17 protein-coding genes and 1 pseudogene are annotated in these 20,358 nt (G+C 70.5%); 10 read left to right on the forward strand and 8 right to left on the reverse strand.

All coding sequences use genetic code 11. The annotated features are described in order from the left end of the window. Positions 1 to 5: 5 nt before the first annotated feature. The gene (locus OOK34_RS17875; RefSeq protein ID WP_267034862.1) at positions 6 to 239 is read left to right on the forward strand and encodes a hypothetical protein; all 234 of its coding nucleotides are present in this window, start codon (positions 6 to 8) and stop codon (positions 237 to 239) included. A 116-nt stretch (positions 240 to 355) separates the two neighbouring features. Here the strand turns inward: OOK34_RS17875 and OOK34_RS17880 are convergent, their stop codons facing one another. After that, the gene (locus OOK34_RS17880) at positions 356 to 865 is read right to left on the reverse strand and encodes a MarR family winged helix-turn-helix transcriptional regulator (RefSeq protein ID WP_267034863.1); all 510 of its coding nucleotides are present in this window, start codon (positions 863 to 865) and stop codon (positions 356 to 358) included. 169 nt (positions 866 to 1,034) lie between these two features. Between OOK34_RS17880 and OOK34_RS17885 the strand changes: the two genes are divergently transcribed. The 4 genes from OOK34_RS17885 to OOK34_RS17900 all read left to right on the forward strand — a co-directional run bounded on the left by OOK34_RS17885 (position 1,035) and on the right by OOK34_RS17900 (position 4,474). Beyond that, positions 1,035 to 1,979 carry an EamA family transporter gene (locus tag OOK34_RS17885; RefSeq protein WP_267034864.1) on the forward strand — a complete coding sequence of 315 codons (945 nt, stop codon included), beginning with the start codon at positions 1,035 to 1,037 and terminating at the stop codon, positions 1,977 to 1,979. 45 nt (positions 1,980 to 2,024) lie between these two features. Further along, positions 2,025 to 2,990, forward strand: coding sequence for a DMT family transporter (locus OOK34_RS17890; RefSeq protein WP_267034865.1), 966 nt, complete (start codon positions 2,025 to 2,027; stop codon positions 2,988 to 2,990). 10 nt (positions 2,991 to 3,000) lie between these two features. Continuing rightward, positions 3,001 to 3,903 (forward strand): LysR family transcriptional regulator, encoded by a 903-nt coding sequence (locus OOK34_RS17895; RefSeq protein WP_267034866.1) that lies wholly within the window; start codon positions 3,001 to 3,003, stop codon positions 3,901 to 3,903. Between the two features lie 82 nt (positions 3,904 to 3,985). Further along, complete coding sequence (locus OOK34_RS17900) at positions 3,986 to 4,474, forward strand: hypothetical protein (protein WP_267034867.1); 489 nt, start codon at positions 3,986 to 3,988, stop codon at positions 4,472 to 4,474. A 206-nt stretch (positions 4,475 to 4,680) separates the two neighbouring features. Here OOK34_RS17900 and OOK34_RS17905 read toward each other — a convergent pair whose 3' ends face one another. Together OOK34_RS17905 and OOK34_RS17910 are read right to left on the reverse strand one after the other, a co-directional pair. Further along, complete coding sequence (locus OOK34_RS17905; protein WP_267036795.1) at positions 4,681 to 5,571, reverse strand: aminoglycoside phosphotransferase family protein; 891 nt, start codon at positions 5,569 to 5,571, stop codon at positions 4,681 to 4,683. A 219-nt stretch (positions 5,572 to 5,790) separates the two neighbouring features. Next, entirely contained in the window at positions 5,791 to 6,105 is a 315-nt protein-coding gene (locus OOK34_RS17910; RefSeq protein ID WP_267034868.1) for a 4a-hydroxytetrahydrobiopterin dehydratase, read from the reverse strand. Between the two features lie 187 nt (positions 6,106 to 6,292). Here OOK34_RS17910 and OOK34_RS17915 point away from each other — a divergent pair. Continuing rightward, a pseudogene (locus OOK34_RS17915) lies at positions 6,293 to 7,508 on the forward strand (helix-turn-helix domain-containing protein). A 91-nt stretch (positions 7,509 to 7,599) separates the two neighbouring features. Further along, positions 7,600 to 7,854: a hypothetical protein gene (locus OOK34_RS17920; protein WP_267034869.1), complete on the forward strand. Its 255-nt coding sequence runs from the start codon at positions 7,600 to 7,602 to the stop codon at positions 7,852 to 7,854. A gap of 190 nt (positions 7,855 to 8,044) precedes the next feature. On the opposite strand, the gene pepN is transcribed toward OOK34_RS17920, so the two are convergent. After that, on the reverse strand, positions 8,045 to 10,621 hold the full coding sequence (gene pepN, locus OOK34_RS17925) for an aminopeptidase N (RefSeq protein ID WP_267034870.1): 2,577 nt from the start codon (positions 10,619 to 10,621) through the stop codon (positions 8,045 to 8,047). A 153-nt stretch (positions 10,622 to 10,774) separates the two neighbouring features. After that, positions 10,775 to 11,803, reverse strand: coding sequence for an aspartate-semialdehyde dehydrogenase (locus tag OOK34_RS17930; protein ID WP_267034871.1), 1,029 nt, complete (start codon positions 11,801 to 11,803; stop codon positions 10,775 to 10,777). Between the two features lie 261 nt (positions 11,804 to 12,064). On the opposite strand from OOK34_RS17930, the gene OOK34_RS17935 reads away from it, so the two are divergent. Beyond that, on the forward strand, positions 12,065 to 13,555 hold the full coding sequence (locus OOK34_RS17935; protein ID WP_267034872.1) for a M28 family metallopeptidase: 1,491 nt from the start codon (positions 12,065 to 12,067) through the stop codon (positions 13,553 to 13,555). A 126-nt stretch (positions 13,556 to 13,681) separates the two neighbouring features. Here OOK34_RS17935 and OOK34_RS17940 read toward each other — a convergent pair whose 3' ends face one another. Further along, entirely contained in the window at positions 13,682 to 17,017 is a 3,336-nt protein-coding gene (locus OOK34_RS17940) for a S8 family serine peptidase (RefSeq protein WP_267034873.1), read from the reverse strand. 274 nt (positions 17,018 to 17,291) lie between these two features. Continuing rightward, positions 17,292 to 17,852 (reverse strand): CGNR zinc finger domain-containing protein, encoded by a 561-nt coding sequence (locus OOK34_RS17945; protein ID WP_267034874.1) that lies wholly within the window; start codon positions 17,850 to 17,852, stop codon positions 17,292 to 17,294. Positions 17,853 to 17,967: 115 nt separating this feature from the next. Between OOK34_RS17945 and OOK34_RS17950 the strand changes: the two genes are divergently transcribed. Then, on the forward strand, positions 17,968 to 18,426 hold the full coding sequence (locus OOK34_RS17950; protein WP_267034875.1) for a VOC family protein: 459 nt from the start codon (positions 17,968 to 17,970) through the stop codon (positions 18,424 to 18,426). Between the two features lie 39 nt (positions 18,427 to 18,465). After that, the gene (locus OOK34_RS17955) at positions 18,466 to 19,362 is read left to right on the forward strand and encodes a pyridoxamine 5'-phosphate oxidase family protein (RefSeq protein WP_267034876.1); all 897 of its coding nucleotides are present in this window, start codon (positions 18,466 to 18,468) and stop codon (positions 19,360 to 19,362) included. On the opposite strand, the gene OOK34_RS17960 is transcribed toward OOK34_RS17955, so the two are convergent. Continuing rightward, positions 19,338 to 20,300, reverse strand: a complete 963-nt coding sequence (locus tag OOK34_RS17960; protein ID WP_267034877.1) for a hypothetical protein — start codon at positions 20,298 to 20,300, stop codon at positions 19,338 to 19,340. The genes OOK34_RS17955 and OOK34_RS17960 overlap by 25 nt on opposite strands. Positions 20,301 to 20,358: the final 58 nt, after the last annotated feature.

Consider the following 20,358-nt stretch of genomic DNA (forward strand, 5'->3'; position numbering starts at 1 on the left):
GCACCGTGGACAAGAAGAACGCTCTGCGCGCCGGCGCCGTCACGGCCGGAACGACGCTGATGATGCTGCTGATGACGTCTCCCGCCCTCGCGCTGACCCGCGACGACGGCGACGACCCGGGCCCGGGCCTGAGCGTTGCCGAGACGCTCGGCCTGTACGTGGCCGCGCCGATCGTGCTGTTCCTGGTCATCGCGGGTCTCGTGATGGTCGGCGACAAGACGCGCAAGAACCAGGCCTGACCCGACCGGGCGGTCCCCTCTTCAAGACTTCCGGGCGCCGGAGGTCCGCGCAGCCGGTGTGAACCGGCTGTGTCGCGACCTCCGGCGCCTTGTCGTGTCCGGCGCCGCTTTTCCGCTCAGGGAAGGTCCGCGAGGAGCTTGCGCAGCAGCTCCGCGAGGGTTTCGACCTCGTCGGGGTCGAATCCCTCCAGGGCGGTGCGGTGTACGTCCAGCCCGGCGCCGACCGCCTCGTCGGCGAGGGCGAGCCCCCGGTCGGTGAGGGTCACCTGGAGCCCGCGCCGGTCGTGCGGATCGGGGCTGCGGGCGAGCAGCCCGGCCCTCTCCAGTTTGTCCAGGCGCCCGGTCATCCCGCCCGTGGTGAGCATCAGCGTGGCCGACAGCTCGCGGGGCGAGAGGGTGTACGGGGCTCCGGACCGGCGCAGCGTGGCGAGGACGTCGAACTCCCCGCGGGTGATCCCGTGCCGGTTGTAGGCCCGCTCCACGGCGTCGCCCATGCCCTTGGAGATCCGGTAGATCCGGCCGAAGACGGCCATGGGTGCGGTGTCCAGGTCCGGTCTTACGACGGCCCACTGGGCGGTGATCGCGTCGACGGCGTCCTTCTCGGCGTCCTTCTTGACCTCGGTCATGACCGAAGTATCCGGTTCCGCTCACTCGTTCGCAAGAAAGTAGCTTGCTAAAAAGTAGCTTAGTAGTAAGCTACTTACGAGCGACCTACTCGGGGGCCGCAGGGACGGGCCCCGAGCGGGTCGCCTCCAGAACCGCTCATCGTCAGCCCCCTCCCCACCCGCCCGAGGAGTGACCGTGAACCGTGTCACCACGATCGTCCTGACCGCGCTGGCCCCCATCTCCTGGGGCTCGACGTACTTCGTCGCCAGCGAGCTGCTGCCGCCCGACCGGCCCCTGTTCACCGGGGCCATGCGCGCCCTGCCGGCCGGCCTGCTGCTGGTGGCCCTCTCCCGGACCCTGCCCAAGGGCTCCTGGTGGTGGAAGTCCGCGGTCCTCGGCACCCTCAACATCGGCGCCTTCTTCCCGCTGCTCTTCCTCTCCGCCTACCGGCTGCCCGGCGGTGTCGCGGCCGTACTGGGCTCCGCCGGACCGCTGTTCGTCGTAGGGCTCGCCGCCCTGCTGCTGGGCGAGAGGGCCCGGCTGCGGAACGTGCTCGCCGCCGTGGTCGCCGCCTTCGGCGTGAGCATGGTGGTGCTGACCTCCCAGGCCGAGCTGGACCTCGTAGGCGTCATCGCCGGTGTGGTCTCCTCTGCCTCCATGGCCTCGGGCACCGTGATGACCAAGCGCTGGGGACGCCCCGAGGGCGTCGGCCCGCTGGCCGTCACCGGCTGGCAGCTCACCGCGGGCGGGCTGGTCATCATCCCGATCGCCGCCCTGATCGAAGGGGCGCCGCCCGCGCTCGACGGCAAGGCCTTCCTCGGCTACGGCTACATGATGCTGATCAACACCGGGGCCGCGTACTTCCTCTGGTTCCGCGGCATCGGCCAGCTCACCGCCACCTCCGTCACCCTGCTCGGCCCGCTGTCCCCGCTCACCGCGGCCGTCATCGGCTGGGCCGCGCTCGGCCAGGCGCTCTCGCCCGTACAGCTCCTGGGCATGGCCCTCGCCTTCGGCGCCACGGTCTTCGGCCAGCTCCCCGGACGCACGGCGACCGCCGCAAAGAAGGAACCGTTCAGCTCCCCTGAACAAACCAATCAAAATCTTTCGATGGACCTGGGTAAAGCGAAGGTGTGAGAGTAGGTCCACGACCCACACCAGACCCTCAGGGGGAGACCAGCAGTGACCGTCATGGACCGTGTCCGCACCACACGCACCGCTCCCGCCGCCGGCGCCCTCGCCGGCGGCGGCGCCGTTGCCGCAAGCAGGGCGAAGAAGGGAGCCGCCGGGCTCGGCGTACTGCTCGCGCTGGTCGCGACGGTCGTCTGGTCCGGCAGCTTCGTCGCCACCCGCGGCATGGCGGACACGGTCCCTCCCGTACAGGCCGTCTTCTGGCGCTGGATCATCGCCACCGTCGCGGTCGCCCCCTTCGCGGCCCGGCAGGCCTGGCAGCAGCGGTCGCTGCTCCGCAAGCACCTCGGCTACATCAGCCTCGCCACCCTCTTCGGCGTCACCCTCTACAACACCCTGGTCCACCAGGCCGGACTGACCACCTCCGCCTCCAACATGGGCATGATCATGGCGGCCTCGCCGGTCATCATGGCCCTCTACGCCCGCCTCGGCGGTGAACGGCTCGGCGTCCGGCGCTCCTTCGGAATGCTGCTCGCGGCCTTCGGCGTACTGCTGCTGGTCGGCGACGGCTCCCTCGGCTTCGACTTCGGCGCCGGCGACCTGTGGATGTTCGGCGCCGCCCTCTCCTTCGCCACCTACAGCGCCCTCCTGAAGCGCAAGCCCACCGAGATCGGCGGACTGGCCTTCCTCCTCGCCACCTTCGTCCTCGGCGCACTGATGCTGGCCCCCGCGTACGCCGTGTCCCTCACCGTCCAGGGCGGCTTCGAGCCCACCACCCACACCATCGGCCCCCTGCTCTACGTCGGCGTCTTCTCCTCCGCCGTCGCCTTCTTCGCCTGGAACAAGGCGATCTCCCTCATCGGGGCGGCCCGGGCGGGAGTCGTCTACTACCTCCAGCCGGTGTGCGTCGCCGGGCTCGGCCTGCTCCTGCTCGGCGAGCGCACCGGACCGGCTGAGCTCCTCTGCATGGCCCTGATCCTGGGCGGAGTAGGCCTGGGCAGCACGGCCCGCCGGTAGTTTCGCTTCCGTGACCGACTGGGACATCAAAAAACTGCGCATCCTGCGGACCCTGGCCGACCAGGGGACCGTGACCGCGACGGCCGAGGCGCTGCACCTGACGCCCTCGGCCGTTTCGCAGCAACTGACCAACCTCGCCCGGCAGCTGGGCGTGCCGCTGCTGGAAGCCCAGGGCCGCCGGGTCCGTCTCACCGACGCGGCCCACCTGGTCCTACGCCACACCGAGGCCGTGTTCGCCCAGCTGGAGCGCGCCGACGCCGAACTCACCGGGTACCTGGCCGGGGAGGCGGGGGAGGTACGGATCGGCGCCTTCTCCACGGCCGTGCCGGCCCTCGTCGTTCCGGCGGTGGCGGCCCTCCGGCTCAGCCACCCGGGGATCGACGTACGGGTCCGCGAGACCGAGGCGGCGGAGTCGTACGAGCTCCTCTCCGCCGGGGCCGTGGACCTCGCCCTCTCCCTGGCCGCGCACGCCCCGGGCGCGCGGGACGCCCGCTTCACCCGGGTCACCCTGCTGGAAGACCCCCTGGACGTGGCCCTGCCCCCCGGCCACGCCCTGACGGACGCACCGCAGGTCCGCCTGGCCGACCTGTCGGCGGAGCGGTGGATCTACGGGGGCAGCGGCCCCTGGTCGGAAATCACCCGGGCCGCCTGCGAAGCCGCGGGCTTCGTCCCGGAACAGGCGCACTCGGCGTCCGGCTGGACCGCGATCCTGGCGATGGTCGAGGCGGGAATGGGCGTCGCACTGGTCCCCCGCATGGTCTCCGCCCGGGCATCGCGGGTAGCGGTCCGCGCCCTGCCCCACGACCGCCCGACCCGCCACGTCATCGCCGCCCTCCGCCGCGGCACGGAAGCGACCCCAGCCGTCTCCCGAGTCCTGACAGCCCTCCAGACCACCGCAACAGCCCGCCCCTAACGCATCCCGGCCCGCGCTACGCGTTGCGGTGGCTGATTCGCGCTCTATCCGGCGCGCGCTGCCAGATGCTGGGCTGGTCGGTGTGACAGGGATCATTTCGGCCGCCATCGCCGTCATTGGAACACTGCTGGGTGCTGTCGTCGCACACCGCTACCAAGAGAAGATCGCATCCCGGTCTGCGTCCCGTGCTGACCGCGAGCGAAGTCACCAGCGTCTCCTCGATGCCTGCGCTGACTTCATTGCCTTGGCGGAGGACTATCGGCGGGCGCAGTACGGCCGGTGGACAAGCCTGCACGCAGCACCCGACTCCGAGGCGATGCTCACAGCCCGGGCCGAGTCGTACCAGCTCTATGCCGAGGTCCGGAGCAGCGTTCACCGGCTCCGCCTCGTCGCGCTTGGCCCGCAGGCGCAACAGCTTGCCGAGCAGGCCGCTGAGATACAGGTGAAGACACGAGAGATCTTCTTCGCTACCGATAAGCCCGACATGCTCGCCCGAGGTGAGGCTGCGGAGCATGCCTGCGAAGCCTTTGCGGTCCGCGCCAAAGAGGTGCTGACTGCAGGAGAGGCATGAACCTGCTCAGTGGTCAATCTTCACTGAGAACGGCCACGGTTCGTTGAGACAGGACAGCCGCCGCAGTGTCTCCTGCGGTGCGTGGACGCGTGCCTTCAGCTCCTGTCCCGTCTCTGGTGATCTGGTCTCTGTCTCAGTTGGTCGGGTCTGATTCGCTCGTTGTCTCAGAAGACCTGGTTCGCCAGGTTGTCAGAGGAGACCTGTCATCACTCCATCGACTCCAGAATGCGGTCGAGTGTCCGGCGCCCCATTCTGCTCATCGTCGGATTGCTCTCGACGTAGTACCAGACAAGACCCATCGCCTGTTCGAAGGCCCATGCCTTGCCGCGCTCCCACTCCAGATCGTTGCAGGCCAGTGTCCGCCGGAGCACTTCCCGTGGGCCCGGTTGCAACAGATGCCAGGCGCTGACCAGATCCAGCGCGGGGTCGGCCGGGCCGAAGCCGCCGGTGTCGAGTACGCCGCTGAGCCGGTCTCCCGTGACCAGTACGTTGCCGGGAATCAGGTCACCATGGCTCATCACGTCGGCAGCCGTGCGTGGCAGGTCCCGGAGGTGGCTCCACACTTGGCGCAGCCGGGGCAGGTCGAGCAGCCCCTTGCTCTCCTCGAAGCACTTCGCCATCCAGTCGTCGTGGTGAGCGAGAACGCCGCCACGGTTCTCGCCGCTGAAACGCCGCCCCCGCGTCTCGGCGTCCCGCAGGGCTGCGATGAAGGCCGCAAGGTCCTCGGCAAAAGCGTCCGACCCACTCGGGTCGGCATCAGAGGCGACCGTTCCCGGCAGCCATGTCTGGACCGACCACGGCATGGGGTAACTCGCTCCAGGCTTTCCCAAGGCGACGGGTTCCGGGGCGGGGAACCGAGACACCTGTGCCAGCTCCGCGCTCGCCTGGGCTTCCTGTTCCAGAACCGCCAGCGCCTCGGCAGCATCGGCCAGACGCAGTGGGAAACGCGCAGAGAAGTCGTTCCCGATGCGGAAGATCGCGTTGACCGTCCCGCTCGACGACAGGGGTTGGATCGCCTTGCCGCTCCACTGAGGGAACTGTTCTTGGATCAAGGTTGCAACGATTTCGGCGGTCACGTCCACTTGGTCATCGTGCATGGTCACCTCTCGCAAGCTCTTCCCCTAGTCCAACTCGAAACGCCGGAAGCAGACCAGATCAACTGAGACGACAGCCAGTATTCAGACGCCAGGGGCCAGATCAACTGAGATTTTCGACCACCCAGGTGTCTCAACCGTTCTGGTCGCCCCAGGTCACAGCCGCAACCTCGGACCAGATCACTTGAGACGGGACAGCTCCGCTTCGATCATCCGTCCGGGTCAGTCCAGTGGGAGGGACTGGTGGGCGGCGACGATCGCGTCGATCCGATGGGCCAGGTCGAAGTCGGCGGCGGTGAGACGGTGTCCTGCGTCGTGCGTGGTGACCGCTGCCCGCAGGTGGTCGATGCGGAGGTCCAGGTCCGCATGGTGCTGGATGCGCCGGGACCGGTCGGCGATGGTCACGATGGCTGCCACAGCGGCGTGATAGCGGATCTCGTAGGTCCGGGTGATCTCGTCACCCACCCGCTCCCACCCCGGCAGTTCCGCCAACTGCCCGTCGATCTCCTCGTCGGACAACACCTTCGGTACGCCCACGTCAGCTCCCCTTGCCAACCGGCGCCAGGACCTCGGCGAGGTCCCGGCCTACGGGGGCATCGTGCCACGGGCGCATGGCGCGGACTGCGCGTTCTGGTGCCCCCTTTGCCCGGCGCGGCATCCCCCATGGGCGGATAACGCGGACAACTCTGTGCCATCCGCCTCGGCCACGGCGTAGCTTTGCGGCATGGCTTCTGAGCACTTGGGTGACCGGCTGAGCCGTCTTCGTCGTTTCGCCGATCTGACGCAAGAAGGGTTGGCGGAGCGGTCCGGGGTGTCCGCGGACGTCGTGCGCAAGCTGGAACAGAAGCGCAAGCACAGTGCACGACTGCCCACGCTGCACGCCCTGTCGAAGGGGCTGGGCGTTGAGCTGACGAGCCTGCTGGGTGATCCGCCCGGCGTGCCGTCGAACGGCGAGGCCGATTCCCCGGCGCTCGTTGCCGTGCGGCGCGCGATCATGCCGCCACTGTTCGCTCCTCCAGCAGAGCCCAAAGGTGTTGAGCGCCTGTCGCTCACCCTTCTGCGCGCCGAGCTGGCGGATGGTTGGACGCTGTACCATGCGGCGGACTTTGGCCGCCTGATGGAGGTCTTGCCAGGAATCATCGCCGATGCCCGTCTCCTCGCTGCCGTGGGGAACGCGGACCAGCGGGCGGCAGGCCAGGCGGCTCTGGGCAAGGCACTGCAATTGGGCGGACACCTGGCCATTCGTCTGGGAAAGACCGACCTCGCCCTCTCGGCCCCTTGAGCGCGCCTACGCCGCCGCCGGGGACTCATCGGACCCCTTGCTGGCCCCGATGCTGTCGAACTCCGTGGCGTGGGCCTACCAGCGCCAGGCCCGCCTGGACGATGCACGGAACCTGGCCGTGCATGCCGCAGACGCGGTGGAGCGGGAGCACACCAGCACGCCAGAGGGTGGCCGGGTATGGGGCGGACTGCTGATGTCCGCAGCCACGTCCTACGCGCGGAGCGACGACTACGAGACTGCCAACGACATGATGGTGACCGCCGAGAAGGCAGCGGGCCGTCTGGCCACACTGCCTCCTCCTGCTGACAGCAAGCTGGTCTCGGTGTTCAGCCGGTCGTCCGTACGCATTGAACGAGTCCGCCTCGCCGTCCAACACGAGCGGCCGGAAGATGCCCTGACGCTGGCCAGAGGCATAAGGCTCAGCAAGGACACGCCGCCCTCATGGCGGACGTGGCTGCTCCTGGACCTGGCCCGCGCCCACACGGACATGGGGGACGCCGCTGGTGCCGTGAAGGCACTCGAGAGGCTGCGGAAGGTGGCCCCGGCCTGGATGCGGCATCACACCCTGGCTGTGGCAATCGTGACGGACTTGTGGGCGGGGCCGCATCACACCCCAGGCGTGAGGCAACTCGCGGAGTTCCTGGGGATCACCGACTAAGAACGCAAAAGTGGGGCGTTGCGTCCCTGTTGTCCCTCGCTGGCCGGCGAGAGCATCACACCCTCCGGCAGACAACATGAGGGATGCCCCGATGAGTGAGCAGTACGAATACGTCCCGCACCGCCTCCTCCGCCGCCGGGTCCGCGACATCGCTTCCGGCACCGAGGGTGAGCTGATGGCGGTGATCAACGAGAACGTCTCGGACACCGGCATCGAGCACTGGATGGAACTGGCCTACATCCGGGCCGCATCCGGCCGCGAATTCAACACCACCGCCGACAACGTCGAGCCGGCCTATGACCAGCCCCAGGTCGGCCGCAGACGCCGAGATCTGGGCAGCGCGTAGCGATCTGACGCGCCCGGGCCCAGGCCCTGGGCCAGAGATCGGGCAGGCCCGGATCCCCGCCCCCCGGACCCGCAGACGGGGAGGCGGGTGGGCAACCACCCCCCGAGCCCGGGGGCTCGAGGGGGAGATAGCGGGCCCGCACCGCGAGCCACCCCCGGCCCCCCCGCAGGGGGGCCCGGGGGCCAAGCCGTCAGGCCCCAGCTGCCGCCGCGTCGGCCGCCTGGGCCTTCAGGGCGCGCTCGACGCCCGCGCGGGACTCCGAGACCAGTCGGCGCAGGGCGGCGTTCGGCTCGGCCGAGGCCAGCCAGGCGTCCGTCGCGGCCAGGGTCTCCTGCGAGACCTGGAGCGACGGGTAGAGGCCCACCGCGATCTGCTGCGCGATCTCGTGGCTGCGGCTCTCCCAGATGTCCTTGACCACCGCGAAGTACTTCTCCGTGTACGGAGCGAGCAGCTCCCGCTGGTCGGTCTGGACGAAGCCGCCGATCACGGCCTCCTGCACCGCGTTCGGCAGGTCGGCGGAGTCGATCACCGAGGCCCAGGTCTCGGCCTTGGCCCCGGCCGTCGGCCGCGCCGCCCGCGCCGTCGCCGCGTGGCGCTCGCCCGCCGCCGTGGCGTCCCGCTCCAGCTCGGCCGCGATGGCCGGCTCGTCGGCGGTACCGGTCGCGACGAGCCGCTCCAGGAACGCCCACCGCAGCTCCGTGTCCACGACCAGGCCCTCGACCACGGCCGAGCCGTCCAGCAGCGCCGACAGGTAGGTCAGCTGCGCCTCGGTACGGGCCGTCGCCGCGAAGGCGCGCGCCCACGCCAGCTGGTGGTCGCTGCCCGGCTGGGCCGCGCGCAGGTGCTCCAGCGTGGCCTCGGTCCAGGTCGCCAGGCCCTGCTCCCGCCACGCCGGGTCGGCGTACAGGTCCACGGCCAGCTTCACCTGGCGGTGCAGGGACTGCACCACACCAATGTCGGACTCCTTGCCGATGCCCGACAGGACCAGCGCCAGGTAGTCGCGGGTGGCGAGCTCGCCGTCCCGCGTCATGTCCCACGCCGAGGCCCAGCACAGCGCCCGCGGCAGCGATTCGGTGAAGTCGCCCAGGTGCGCGGTGACGTTGGCCAGCGAGACCTCGTCCAGGCGGACCTTGGCGTACGACAGGTCGTCGTCGTTCAGCAGCACGACCGCCGGACGGGTACGGCCCGCCAGCTCCGGCACCGCCGTCAGCTCGCCGTCGATGTCCAGCTCGAGCCGGTCGGTGCGCACGAGGCGGCCGTCCTGGAGGTCGTACAGGCCGACCGCGATGCGGTGCGGGCGCAGCACCGGCTCGCCCTTGGCGCCCGCCGGCAGGGCGGGGGCCTCCTGGCGGATCGCGAAGGAGGTGATGGAGCCGTTCTCGTCGGTCTCGATCGCGGGGCGCAGGATGTTGATGCCGGCCGTCTCCAGCCACGCCTTCGACCAGGCGGTCAGGTCGCGGCCGGAGGTCTCCTCCAGGGCGCCCAGCAGGTCGGACAGGCGCGTGTTCCCGTACGCGTGCGCCTTGAAGTACGCCTGCACGCCCTTGAAGAAGGCCTCCATGCCGACGTAGGCGACGAGCTGCTTGAGCACCGAGGCGCCCTTGGCGTACGTGATGCCGTCGAAGTTGACCAGGACGTCGTCCAGGTCACGGATGTCGGCCATGATCGGGTGCGTGGACGGCAGCTGGTCCTGCCGGTACGCCCAGGTCTTCATGGAGTTGGCGAAGGTGGTCCAGGCGTGCGGCCACTTCGAGCCCTCGGCGTAGGCCTGGCAGGCGATCGAGGTGTAGGTGGCGAACGACTCGTTCAGCCACAGGTCGTTCCACCACTCCATGGTGACGAGGTCGCCGAACCACATGTGGGCGAGCTCGTGCAGGATGGTCTCGGCGCGCACCTCGTAGGCCGCGTCGGTCACCTTCGACCGGAAGACGTACTGATCGCGGATGGTGACCGCGCCCGCGTTCTCCATCGCGCCGGCGTTGAACTCCGGCACGAAGAGCTGGTCGTACTTCGCGAAGGGGTAGTCGTACGCGAACTTCTCCTGGAACCAGTCGAAGCCCTGCCGGGTCACGTCGAAGATCTCGTCCGCGTCGAGGAACTCGGCGAGCGAGGGGCGGCAGTAGATGCCGAGCGGGACGGACTGCCCGTCCGGGCCCTCGTAGGAGCTGTGCACCGCGTGGTACGGGCCGACGATCAGCGCGGTGATGTACGAGGAGATCCGCGGGGTCGGCTCGAAGGACCACACCCGGTCCTTCGGCTCGGGCGTCGGCGAGTTCGAGATGACCGTCCAGCCCTCGGGGGCCGTCACGGTGAACTGGAACGTCGCCTTCAGGTCGGGCTGCTCGAAGCTGGCGAAGACCCGCCGCGCGTCCGGCACCTCGAACTGGGTGTACAGGTACGCCTGCTGGTCGACCGGGTCGACGAAGCGGTGCAGGCCCTCGCCGGTGTTGGTGTAGGCGCAGTCCGCGACGACGCGCAGCTCGTTGGCCCCGGCGGCGAGGTGGTCCAGCGCGATCCGCGAGTCGCGGAAGACGGCGGCCACGTCCAGCGACTTGCCGTTCAGGACGACCTCGTGCACGGCCGGCGCGACCAGGTCGATGAACGTTCCGGCGCCTGCCTCGGCCGACTGGAAGCGCACGGTGGTCACGGACGGGAAGGTGCCGCCCTCCTGCGCGCCACTGAGATCGAGCTCGACCTCGTACGAGTCGACGGTGAGCAGCTTCGCCCGCTGCTGAGCCTCTTCACGGGTGAGATTCGTGCCAGGCACGCGTTCATCTCCTTTGATGGTGACGTTGCCCCGCCATCCTTCCATGCGGGTCACGTCGCCGCGCCGGAGTAATCCAGAGGCGAACAGCGAGCCCCCGGACACGCCGGAGGGGCGGCACCCTCCCGGCGCCGCCCCTCCGCCACACGACCGGCGTCAGCCGCGCAGCTCCTCGGCCACGAGCTCCGCGATCTGGACCGCGTTCAGCGCGGCGCCCTTGCGGAGGTTGTCGTTCGACAGGAACAGCGCGAGGCCGTTCTCGACGGTCTCGTCCACGCGGATGCGGCCCACGTACGAGGCGTCCTTGCCGGCGGCCTGGAGCGGCGTCGGGATCTCGGACAGCTCGACGCCCGGGGCGTCCTTCAGCAGCTCGTAGGCGCGCTCGACGCTGATCGGGCGCTCGAAGCGGGCGTTGACCTGGAGCGAGTGGCCCGAGAAGACGGGGACGCGCACGCAGGTGCCGGAGACCTTGAGCCCGGGGATCTCCAGGATCTTGCGGGACTCGTTGCGGAGCTTCTGCTCCTCGTCGGTCTCGAAGGAGCCGTCGTCGACCAGGTTGCCCGCGAGCGGGACCACGTTGTACGCGATCGGGCGCTTGTAGACGGCCGGCTCGGGGAAGTCCACCGCGCCGCCGTCGAAGGTCAGCTGGTCGGCGGCCTCGGAGACCGCGCAGGCCTGGCCCTTGAGCTCGGCGACACCCGCCAGGCCGGAGCCGGACACGGCCTGGTAGGTGGTGGCGACCATCGCGGTCAGCCCCGCCTCCTCGTGGAGCGGGCGCAGCACCGGCATGGCGGCCATGGTGGTGCAGTTCGGGTTCGCGATGATGCCCTTGGGGCGGTTCTTGATCGCGTGCGGGTTGACCTCGGAGACCACGAGGGGGACCTCGGGGTGGCTGCGCCAGGCGGAGGAGTTGTCGATCACGACGGCGCCCTGCGAGGCGACCTTCTCGGCCAGCGCCCGGGAGGTGGCGCCACCGGCGGAGAAGAGCACGATGTCCAGGCCGGAGTAGTCCGCCGTCGAGGCGTCCTCGATGGTGATCTCCCGGCCCTCCCACTCGAGGTTCGAGCCGGCCGAACGGGCCGAGGCGAACAGCCGCAGCTCGTCCACCGGGAACTTCCGCTCGGCGAGGATGCCGCGCATGACTCCGCCGACCTGTCCGGTGGCTCCGACGATTCCGACCCTCACGGTGACTCCTTCAAATACGTGGACGCGGGCGCGCGTGAAGCCATCATGCGTTCGAACCCACGAGGCTTGTCCAATCCATTGTCCGAGGTGCGGACAGTGTCGGACCCGTGAACTCCCGTGACGAGTGTGTGACAGGCGTGTCAAAGGACTCCCCAACGCCCGTTTTGCCTGGTCAAAGCCGGTTAGCTTCCGGTTCAGCCGTGATCGTTATCCGGACGCGGCGCACCAGAGACCGAACCACCACCCTCGGGGAGAACCACCGTGCCGGACATCCGTCACCGTCGCCGCCGGTCCATACCGGCCCTCGCCGCCCTCGCGGCGGCCACCGTCGCCGCGCCCGTGCTGCTGGCCGCCACCCCGGCCAGCGCCCGCCCGCACGAGGGCAGGCTGGCCAAGGAGCTGGTGGAGGAGGTCACCGCGCGCGGGGCCTACCGCCACCTGGAGAAGTTCCAGCAGATCGCCGACGCCAACGGCGGCAACCGGGCCGCCGGCACGCCGGGCCACGCCGCCTCGGCCGCCTACGTCCACGACACCCTGAAGAAGGCCGGGTACGAGGTCTCGTACCAGGACTTCGACATCTACCAGGCGCACACGAAGACGGAGAAGACCACCGTCCTCGGCGACCAGCCGCGCGAGCTGGCCACCGCCGCGTTCACCTTCACCAAGTCCACCCCGGCCGGCGGCCTGGCCGCCCCGCTCGCCCTCGCCCGGGTCGACGAGACCCCCGGCTGCACGGCCGACGACTACCCGGCCGGCGCCTTCACCGGGAAGATCGCCCTGGTCAAGCGGGGCGCGTGCACCTTCGTGGAGAAGCAGAAGGCCGCCGCCGCGGCCGGCGCGCTGGGCGTGATCGTCTACAACCACAGCGGTACCACCCCGGTCCGCGGCGGGTTCCCCTCCCCGGCCGAGGGGGTCATCCCCAGCGCGGGCATCACCCTGGCCGACGGCGAGGCGCTGACCGCGGCCGCCGCCAAGGGCGAGGTGAAGGTGCGCCTGGAGCTGGACCAGGAGCACGTGAAGAAGACCACCCGCAACGTGATCGCCGAGACCCGCGGCGGCCGCGCCGACCGCGTGGTGACGGTCGGCTCCCACCTGGACTCGGTCCCCGAGGGCCCCGGCATCAACGACAACGGCTCCGGCTCGGCCGGTCTGCTGGAGGTGGCCCTGAAGCTCGCCGAGGAGGGCGCCAACAAGAAGGGCAAGGGCAAGCAGCCCGCCAACAAGGTGCGCTTCGCCTGGTGGTCGGCGGAGGAGCTGGGCCTGCTGGGCTCCGAGCACTACGTCGCGCAGCTGTCCGAGAAGCAGAAGAAGGACATCGCGCTGTACCTGAACTTCGACATGATCGCCTCGCCGAACCCGGCGCAGTTCGTCTACGACGGCGACGACTCGGACAAGACCGGCGCGGGCGCGGGCCCGGCCGGCTCGGCGCAGATCGAGGCGCTGATCAACGGCTTCCTCGACACGAAGGGCAAGCCGCACGAGGGCAGTGACTTCGACGGCCGCTCCGACTACGGCCCGTTCATCGAGAACGGCATCCCGGCGGGCGGCACCTTCACCGGCGCCGAGGGCATCAAGACCGCCGAGCAGGCCAAGCGCTACGGCGGCACGGCCGGGGCGGCGTACGACCCGAACTACCACGGGGCGGGCGACAACCTGAAGAACCTCGACCTGAAGGCGTTCGACACCAACCTGGACGTCATCGCCCACGCGGTGGGGACCTACGCGCAGGACCTGAGCTCGATCGGCAAGTAGCGCGGTCCGGCCCGAGGGGGCCGGGTACGGCGAAGGGGCGGGCGCCCGATGCGGGCGCCCGCCCCTCCTTCATGCGGTCAAACGGTCAAACGGTCATGCGGTCATGCGGTCGAGCGGTCGCCGTGCTTACGGGGTGACCTTGTCGATCTGCACGCTGCCGGTGCCGGCGGCGGTGCCGCGGGCGTTGAGCAGCTGGACCTGGCCGAAGAACTGACGGCCCTCGGGGGCCGCGCTGCTGACCAGGACGTTCGCCGAGACCTGCGCGGAGGCGCCGGTGGCGAGGTTCACCGCGGCGGCCTCGTCGACCTGGACGGAGCCCAGGGCGGCCGAGAAGTACACGTCGCGGTAGTCGTACGTGGTGGTGCCGGCCGGGATCGCGTAGCCGATCACCTTGATGGTGTAGGTGCCCGCGGCGGGCTTGACCAGACTCACGGACTCGTCGGAGTCGCCGTCGGCGGAGGAGCCGACCTTGACGCCGTCCTTGTAGACCTCGAGGTCGAGGTCGGCGGCGGTGTCGGAGGGCTTGGCGATCGCCACGTCCAGGCGGGAGGCGCCCTCACCGACGGTGACCTCGGTGGTCTTGGTCTCGCCGGCCGCGATGGTCGGCTTGTCGACCTTCGCGGAGCCGAGCGGGCCGCCCTGGAGCTTGCCGCCCGAGATGGCCGCCGCGTCGTTCTTCACGGTCCACTGGACCGGCGCCGGGGTGCCCTGCTTGACCTCGGGGAGGACCTTGACCGCCGGGTCGAAGCCCGCGCCGAGGACGGAGACGTCCAGCTTGAACGGGTTGTCGAGCAGCGGCGACGTACGGCGCGACTCGACCTCGATCTCCCAGACGCCCGGCTGCGGGTCGGCGTACGAGCGCAGGTCGGGGCGGCACTGGTTCGCCGGGTTGTCGTAGTTCGGGTAGCACTGGGTGGTCGCGCTGTCCTCGACGCCCGTGCCGTACGGGTGGATCGAGATGAAGCGCGTCTGGCTGCCCGCGGCGAGCCCGCCGAGGGCGACCTCGAGGGTCTTGGCGCCCTGCGGGACGGTCACGAAGTACGACTTGTGGCTGTTGCGCTGCACGGTGGAGGTGTCCGACAGCGTGAACGAGGGCTTCGCCAGCGGGGTGGCGGCGACGACCGTGGCCAGGATCTGCTTGTCGACGCCCTCGGTGGTCGGGTCGTCGAGCTGCAGGATGCCGCTGTGGACGCCGGCCGACTTGACGTTGGCCTCGACCTTGATGGTGACGGGCTTGTTCAGCGGCAGGGTGACGTAGTCGTAGCCGCCACCGCCGACGACCTTGAAGCTGCCGTCGTTGTTGCGCCAGTTGATGTTGTGCCGGGTGCCGTACTTGACGCCGGTGGTGCGGGTGACGACGACGTCGTAGACCTTCTTCTGGCCGACCTTGAGGCCGCCCTCGCGGTCGTAGACGCCGGTGCCGAAGCCCGGGGTCTTCAGGAACTGGTCCAGGGCGGTGTCGACGGGGGCCTTGACCGTGAACTCGTTGGCCTTGGCGCCGCGCTGGATGGACTCCCACGCCTTGGGGATGTCGATGAGGCCGGCGCCCTGTGCGTGGGCCGGAACATCGTCGATCTTCTTCGCGGTGCTGGTCAGCGCCACGCGCAGGTTCGCCGGGGACAGCGCGATCTTCTGCTGCTTGGCGGCCGAGATCAGCAGGGCGCCGGCGCCCGCCGCCTGCGGCGAGGACATCGAGGTGCCCTGGAGCATGCCGTAACCGGCCGGCAGGGTGTAGCCGGACTCCTTCACGGGCGCGCCGGGCAGCCAGGTCTGGATGGTGTTGATGGCCGCGCCGGGGGCGGTGATGGTCGGCGTGAACCCGCCGTCCTCACGCGGACCGCGCGAGGAGAAGGGGAACATGTTGTACTTCTTGGCCACGCCGGAGCCGTAGTTGGCGGCCCAGGTCTCCTTGGAGACCGCCGCGCCCACGGAGATGACCTTGTCGGCGAGACCGGGGTCGCCGATGGTGTTGACGCCCGGACCCTCGTTGCCCGCCGAGATGACGAGCTGGACACCGTAGGTGTCGATGAGGTTCTTGTAGAGCTCCGAGCGGGCGTTGTTGCCGTCGTTCAGCGCCGGCAGGCCGCCGATCGACATGTTGACGATGTCGACGCCGCGGTTGACGACGAGGTCGATCATGCCCTCGGTCAGCGCCACGTTGGTGCAGCCGCCGGACCAGGAGCAGGCGCGCGAGGAGACGAGCTTGGCGCCCGGCGCCTGGCCGTTCATCTGGCCGCCGAAGAGGCCGTTGGCGGCGGTGATGCCGGCGACGTGCGAACCGTGCTCGGACTCGATGATGCCGATGTTGACGAAGTCGGCCTTCTTGCCGACCCAGTCACCGCCCAGCGGGTCCATCGGGACGTCCTTGCGGATCTCGATGGTGAAGGGGATGCGCTCCGCCACCTCGGTCGCCGGGTTGTCCGTACCGAACCAGCCGATCTGGTAGCCGTCCTTGTACGGCTTCATCGGCTCGTTGTTGGTGAAGTCGCCGTCCTGGTCGGTGTCGACGCGGACGGTGCCGGCGGCCGCGTCGTAGAGCATGCCGAACCGGTCGGTGGTGTCCCCGTCCCGGTTGACGTCGCCCTTCATGTCGCCGTTGGCGGTGATCGACTCGCTGAAGCGGCTCCACTGGAAGCTGCCCTCGGGGGCCTTCCAGCTCTGGCCGCCGGCGGTGAACGCGCCACCGGCGGCGGTGACCGGGGTGATCTGGGCGCGCCAGGTGCCGTCGCTGTCGGTGATCGGGTCGGTCGCGGTCACCCAGTCGACGATCTTGCGCTCGCCCGTGGTGGTCTTCTGCAGCGCGGGGTGGCTGACGTCGACGCCCGAGTCCATGATGCCGATGGTCACGCCACGGCCGTCGGCCTGCGGGTTGTTCTTGACGAACTCCACCGAGCCGGTCTCGAAAGACGGGTTGTACGGGTTCTTCGCCGGCGTGTTCTTGTCCGGCGCCGGGTAGGTCTCGGCGGCGGTCCTCCTGGCCGCGCCCTCCTTGCTCGCCTCCGGGCGCGGGTCCGGCAGCCGGATCTCGTGCCGCAGGTCCATGCCGTGCACGGACTCCAGCTTGGCGGCCGCCTTCAGCGCGGCCTCCGCCTTGTCGGTCGGCAGGGTGGCGCGGACGTAGCCGAGCTTGTCGTACGTCTGGCCCACCGAGGCGCCCTGGACGGCGTCGAGCTGGTCGGCGACCTGCTTGGTCTGGCCCGGGGCGGTCGCGACCATGACGGTGACGTTCGCGTCACCCTTGGCCTTGGCCTCCTGGAGCAGTCCGGCGTCCGCCGAACCGAGCTTCTGGTCCGCGGACTTGACCGGCGCGGACCACGGGTCATCGCTGCCGGCCGCCGCGAAGGCGGGAACGGCGCCGGTGGCGCAGAGGGCGGCCACCAGGCCCGCGGCCGCCGCGACGCGGGCCGCGCGCCTGGCGCCGGGTATGGCCCCGGTGGTGGAGCTGGGGGAGTCGAGGGTCATCAGCATCCCTGGCTAAGTGAAAGATACGGTCCGGATTTCGGTGCCGGATGACCGGTCAGCTTTGCGCAAGTGACAGCTGTTTGGGGAGGGTTGTCATTGACCGAGACCTGACATGGCGGAAACCCGCCAGCGCGGAGTTTCCGTCAGCGGGGACAGGCCGGGGCAAGCCGGGGCGATTCGCAGCTGCCGGCGAGTGGATTTATCGATTTCCCGACCGCATGTCAGGGGCGGCGGGGGCTTCCGTCTCACGACGGGTGTGACAGATTTCGACCGCTCAGCGCTCGCGCGTGCGCGCGTAGTGCCGCGAGGCCTTGGCGCGGTTGCCGCAGGCGGCCATGGAGCACCAGCGCCGGGTGCCGTTGCGCGAGATGTCGTGGAAGTGCAGTACGCAGCTCTCCGAGGCGCACTTGCGGATCCGGTCGGGCGCGGTGCCCAGCAGTTCGAGGTAGTCGCGGGCCGCCGTCCATGCCGGACCCCAGGCGGGATCGGCGAACTCGGCGCGCTCGCCGGGGCCTTCGGCGGTGAGGGTGGCGCGGATCCGGCCGTGCTCCAGTACGGAGTCGACCAGGGAGCGCGCGCTCGCGTCGGCCGGGTCCGCGACGGCGCGGGCGAGGGCCTCGCGCGCGGTCAGCAGGTGGACGAGGGTCGCGGCGTCGGCGCGGAAGCGGCCGGCCAGGCCCGTGCTCTCGAGCCAGACGGCGAGCCCCTCCACCCGGGTCAGGCCGAAGGCGCCGGCGAAGAGGTCCAGCGGCTCGCCGTCCTGCACCCAGCGCGTGTTCAGCAGGTCCAGGGCGACCGGCTCTCCCGTCAGCGGGCGCGGATCGGTCACCTTCATGCCTACCTCCTGTAGCGGCTAACCCTCTAAGGGTACGTGACCGGTTGACACCCTCGGGCCTAACCGTTAACTTTGGTTTAGAAGGTTAGAGCCTCTGAGGGGAAAGGGGGCAGCCATGACGGCTGTCATCAGCAAGCTGCGCACCGGGCACGTGGGTCTGAACGTCACCGATCTCGGGCGTTCGCTCGGCTTCTACCGCGACACCCTGGGCTTCGAGGTGTTGGTGGAGGGCAAGGAGGAGGGCCGGCGCTTCGCCCTGATCGGCCAGGACGGCGAACTCGTCCTCGCCCTCTGGGAGCAGGCCGGGGGTGCCTTCGCCCCGGCCGTCGCGGGCCTGCACCACCTGGCCCTGTCGGCCGGCTCGGTCGAGGAGGTCCGGGAGTACGAGGAGCGGCTGCGCGGTCTCGGAGTCGACTTCGCCTACGACGGGATCGTCGCCCACGGCGAAGGCGCGGCCTCCGGCGGCATCTTCTTCCACGACCCCGACGGCATCCGGCTCGAGATCTCCGTCCCGACCGGTGTCCAGGGTGCGCCCGCGCCCGTCGAATCCGCTCCGACCTGCGGCTTCTTCTAAGGGCGGGGTCTTCTAAACGTTCAAGGAATGGGGGACGTCATGGGCCGGTACCACCAGGGCTCGCTGGCCGTGCAGGAACGGGTCGGCGTACGCGAGCTCGCCGAGCACGTCGGCCGCTCGATCGGGACGGACATCCGGGACGTCGCCGCGGCCTTCCTCGCCCAGCAGCCCCACCTCGTCGTCGGCGCGGCCGACGGAGCGGGCCGGCTGTGGGCCTCGCTGCTCACCGGCGCGCCCGGTTTCGTACGGGCCACCGGGCCGGGCCGCATCGAGGTCACCGGCGGCCTCCCGGAGGGCGACCCGCTGGCCGGGGCGCTGGCCACGGCCGGCACCCGGGTCGGCACGATCTCCCTCGACCCGCGCACCCGGCGCCGGATGCGGCTCAACGGGACCCTCGCCGTGGCGCCCGGCGGTTTCGCGGTGGAGGCCGAGCAGGTGTTCGCCAACTGCCCGAAGTACCTGCAGAAACGGCAGCCGCTGGAGCTGGTGGCCGAAGGGGCCGGTGTCGTGCGGCGCGGGGAGGCGCTCACCCCCGGCCAGCAGCGGGCCGTCCGCGCCGCCGACACCTTCTTCGTCGCCACCACCGCCGAGGCGGACGGGGCCGACGCGAGCCACCGGGGCGGACTGCCGGGCTTCGTGGAGGTGCTCTCGCCGACCGAGCTGCGCTGGCCGGACTACCCCGGCAACGCGATGTTCCTGACGCTGGGGAACCTGGCCGCCGACTCGCGGGCCGGGCTGCTGTTCCCCGACTGGGAGGGCGGCGGGCTGCTCCAGCTGAGCGGGCGGGCCCGGACCGAGTACGGGCCCGACGGGAGCCGTGGCGTCCGCTTCCGGGTGGAGGCGGTGGTGGAGAGCCTGCATCCGGGGCGGCTGCGCTGGAGCACCCCGGAGTACTCCCCGGCCAACCCGCCTCACCGGGGCAGTACCACCAGGTAGGCGGCGGGCTCGCGGTCGCCGGACGCCGTCAGCGCGGTCCGGACGACCGCGGCCTGCTGCTCGGGCCAGTCGCGGAGCTTGCGGGGCGTCAGGTAGAGGACGGTCACCCCGAGCCGCTCCAGGGTCTCCCGCTTGCGGACGGCCTCCGACCAGTCCTCGTCCTCGCCCTGGCGGGGGGCCCGGGTGTCGATCTCGATGGCCACGGCCTGCTCGGGCCAGTACGCGTCGACCCCGCCGAGGTGCGGGCCGCCGGGCAGGCGCAGGTCCACGTTCCAGACGGGCTCGGGGAGCTCGTAGCCCCGTACGAGCTGGTACAGCCGGTCCTCCGCGATGGCCCGGCCCTCGGCGAGGAGGGACTCGACGGCGTCGACCACGTGCGGCCGGTTCAGCAGCCGGGCCACCGTCAGCTCCCGCACGACGGCAGCCGGTTCGCAGTGCCCGCCGCGGACGGCCTCGCTGAGGACGCGGCGCACCGTGCCGGCGTCGGAGAGCTGGGCGACGGCATCGGCGACGGCCCGCGCCACCGGGGCCACCGGCAGCCCGGTCACCTCCATGGGGCGGGGCGGGGTGTGGGCGCGGACGATGCGGACGTCGCCGGTGGAGCGCAGGCGGCGGGTGTTGGGCACGAGGACGTCGATGTGCGAGAGGGCGAGCAGGGCGGGGGTGGTGGAGAACCGGTAGAGCGCGAGGGCCGCCAGCCCGGTGATCATGACCTCGCCGCTGCCGCGCCGGCCGGCGTACAGGAGGGCGGCGTGCAGCCGCTCCTCGCTGGTCGCGGGGCCGGAGTGGAGCAGGAACACCCCGGGCAGCACCTGCTGCCAGGGCCGCCCGGCGGCCTCGGAGGCGCTGACGCCGTGCTCGCGCAGCTGCGCGAGGGTCAGCACGCGGGGGCGGCTGGCGGTGAGGTGGGCGAGGGGGAGGGGTGCGTTCTGGTTCATGACGCGGTGATTCCCTCAGGCCATGGCCTTGCTAACCCCTGTTACACGCCTGTCGGCA

The organism is Streptomyces sp. NBC_00091 (assembly GCF_026343185.1).
In the GTDB taxonomy this organism is placed as follows: Bacteria; Actinomycetota; Actinomycetes; order Streptomycetales; family Streptomycetaceae; genus Streptomyces.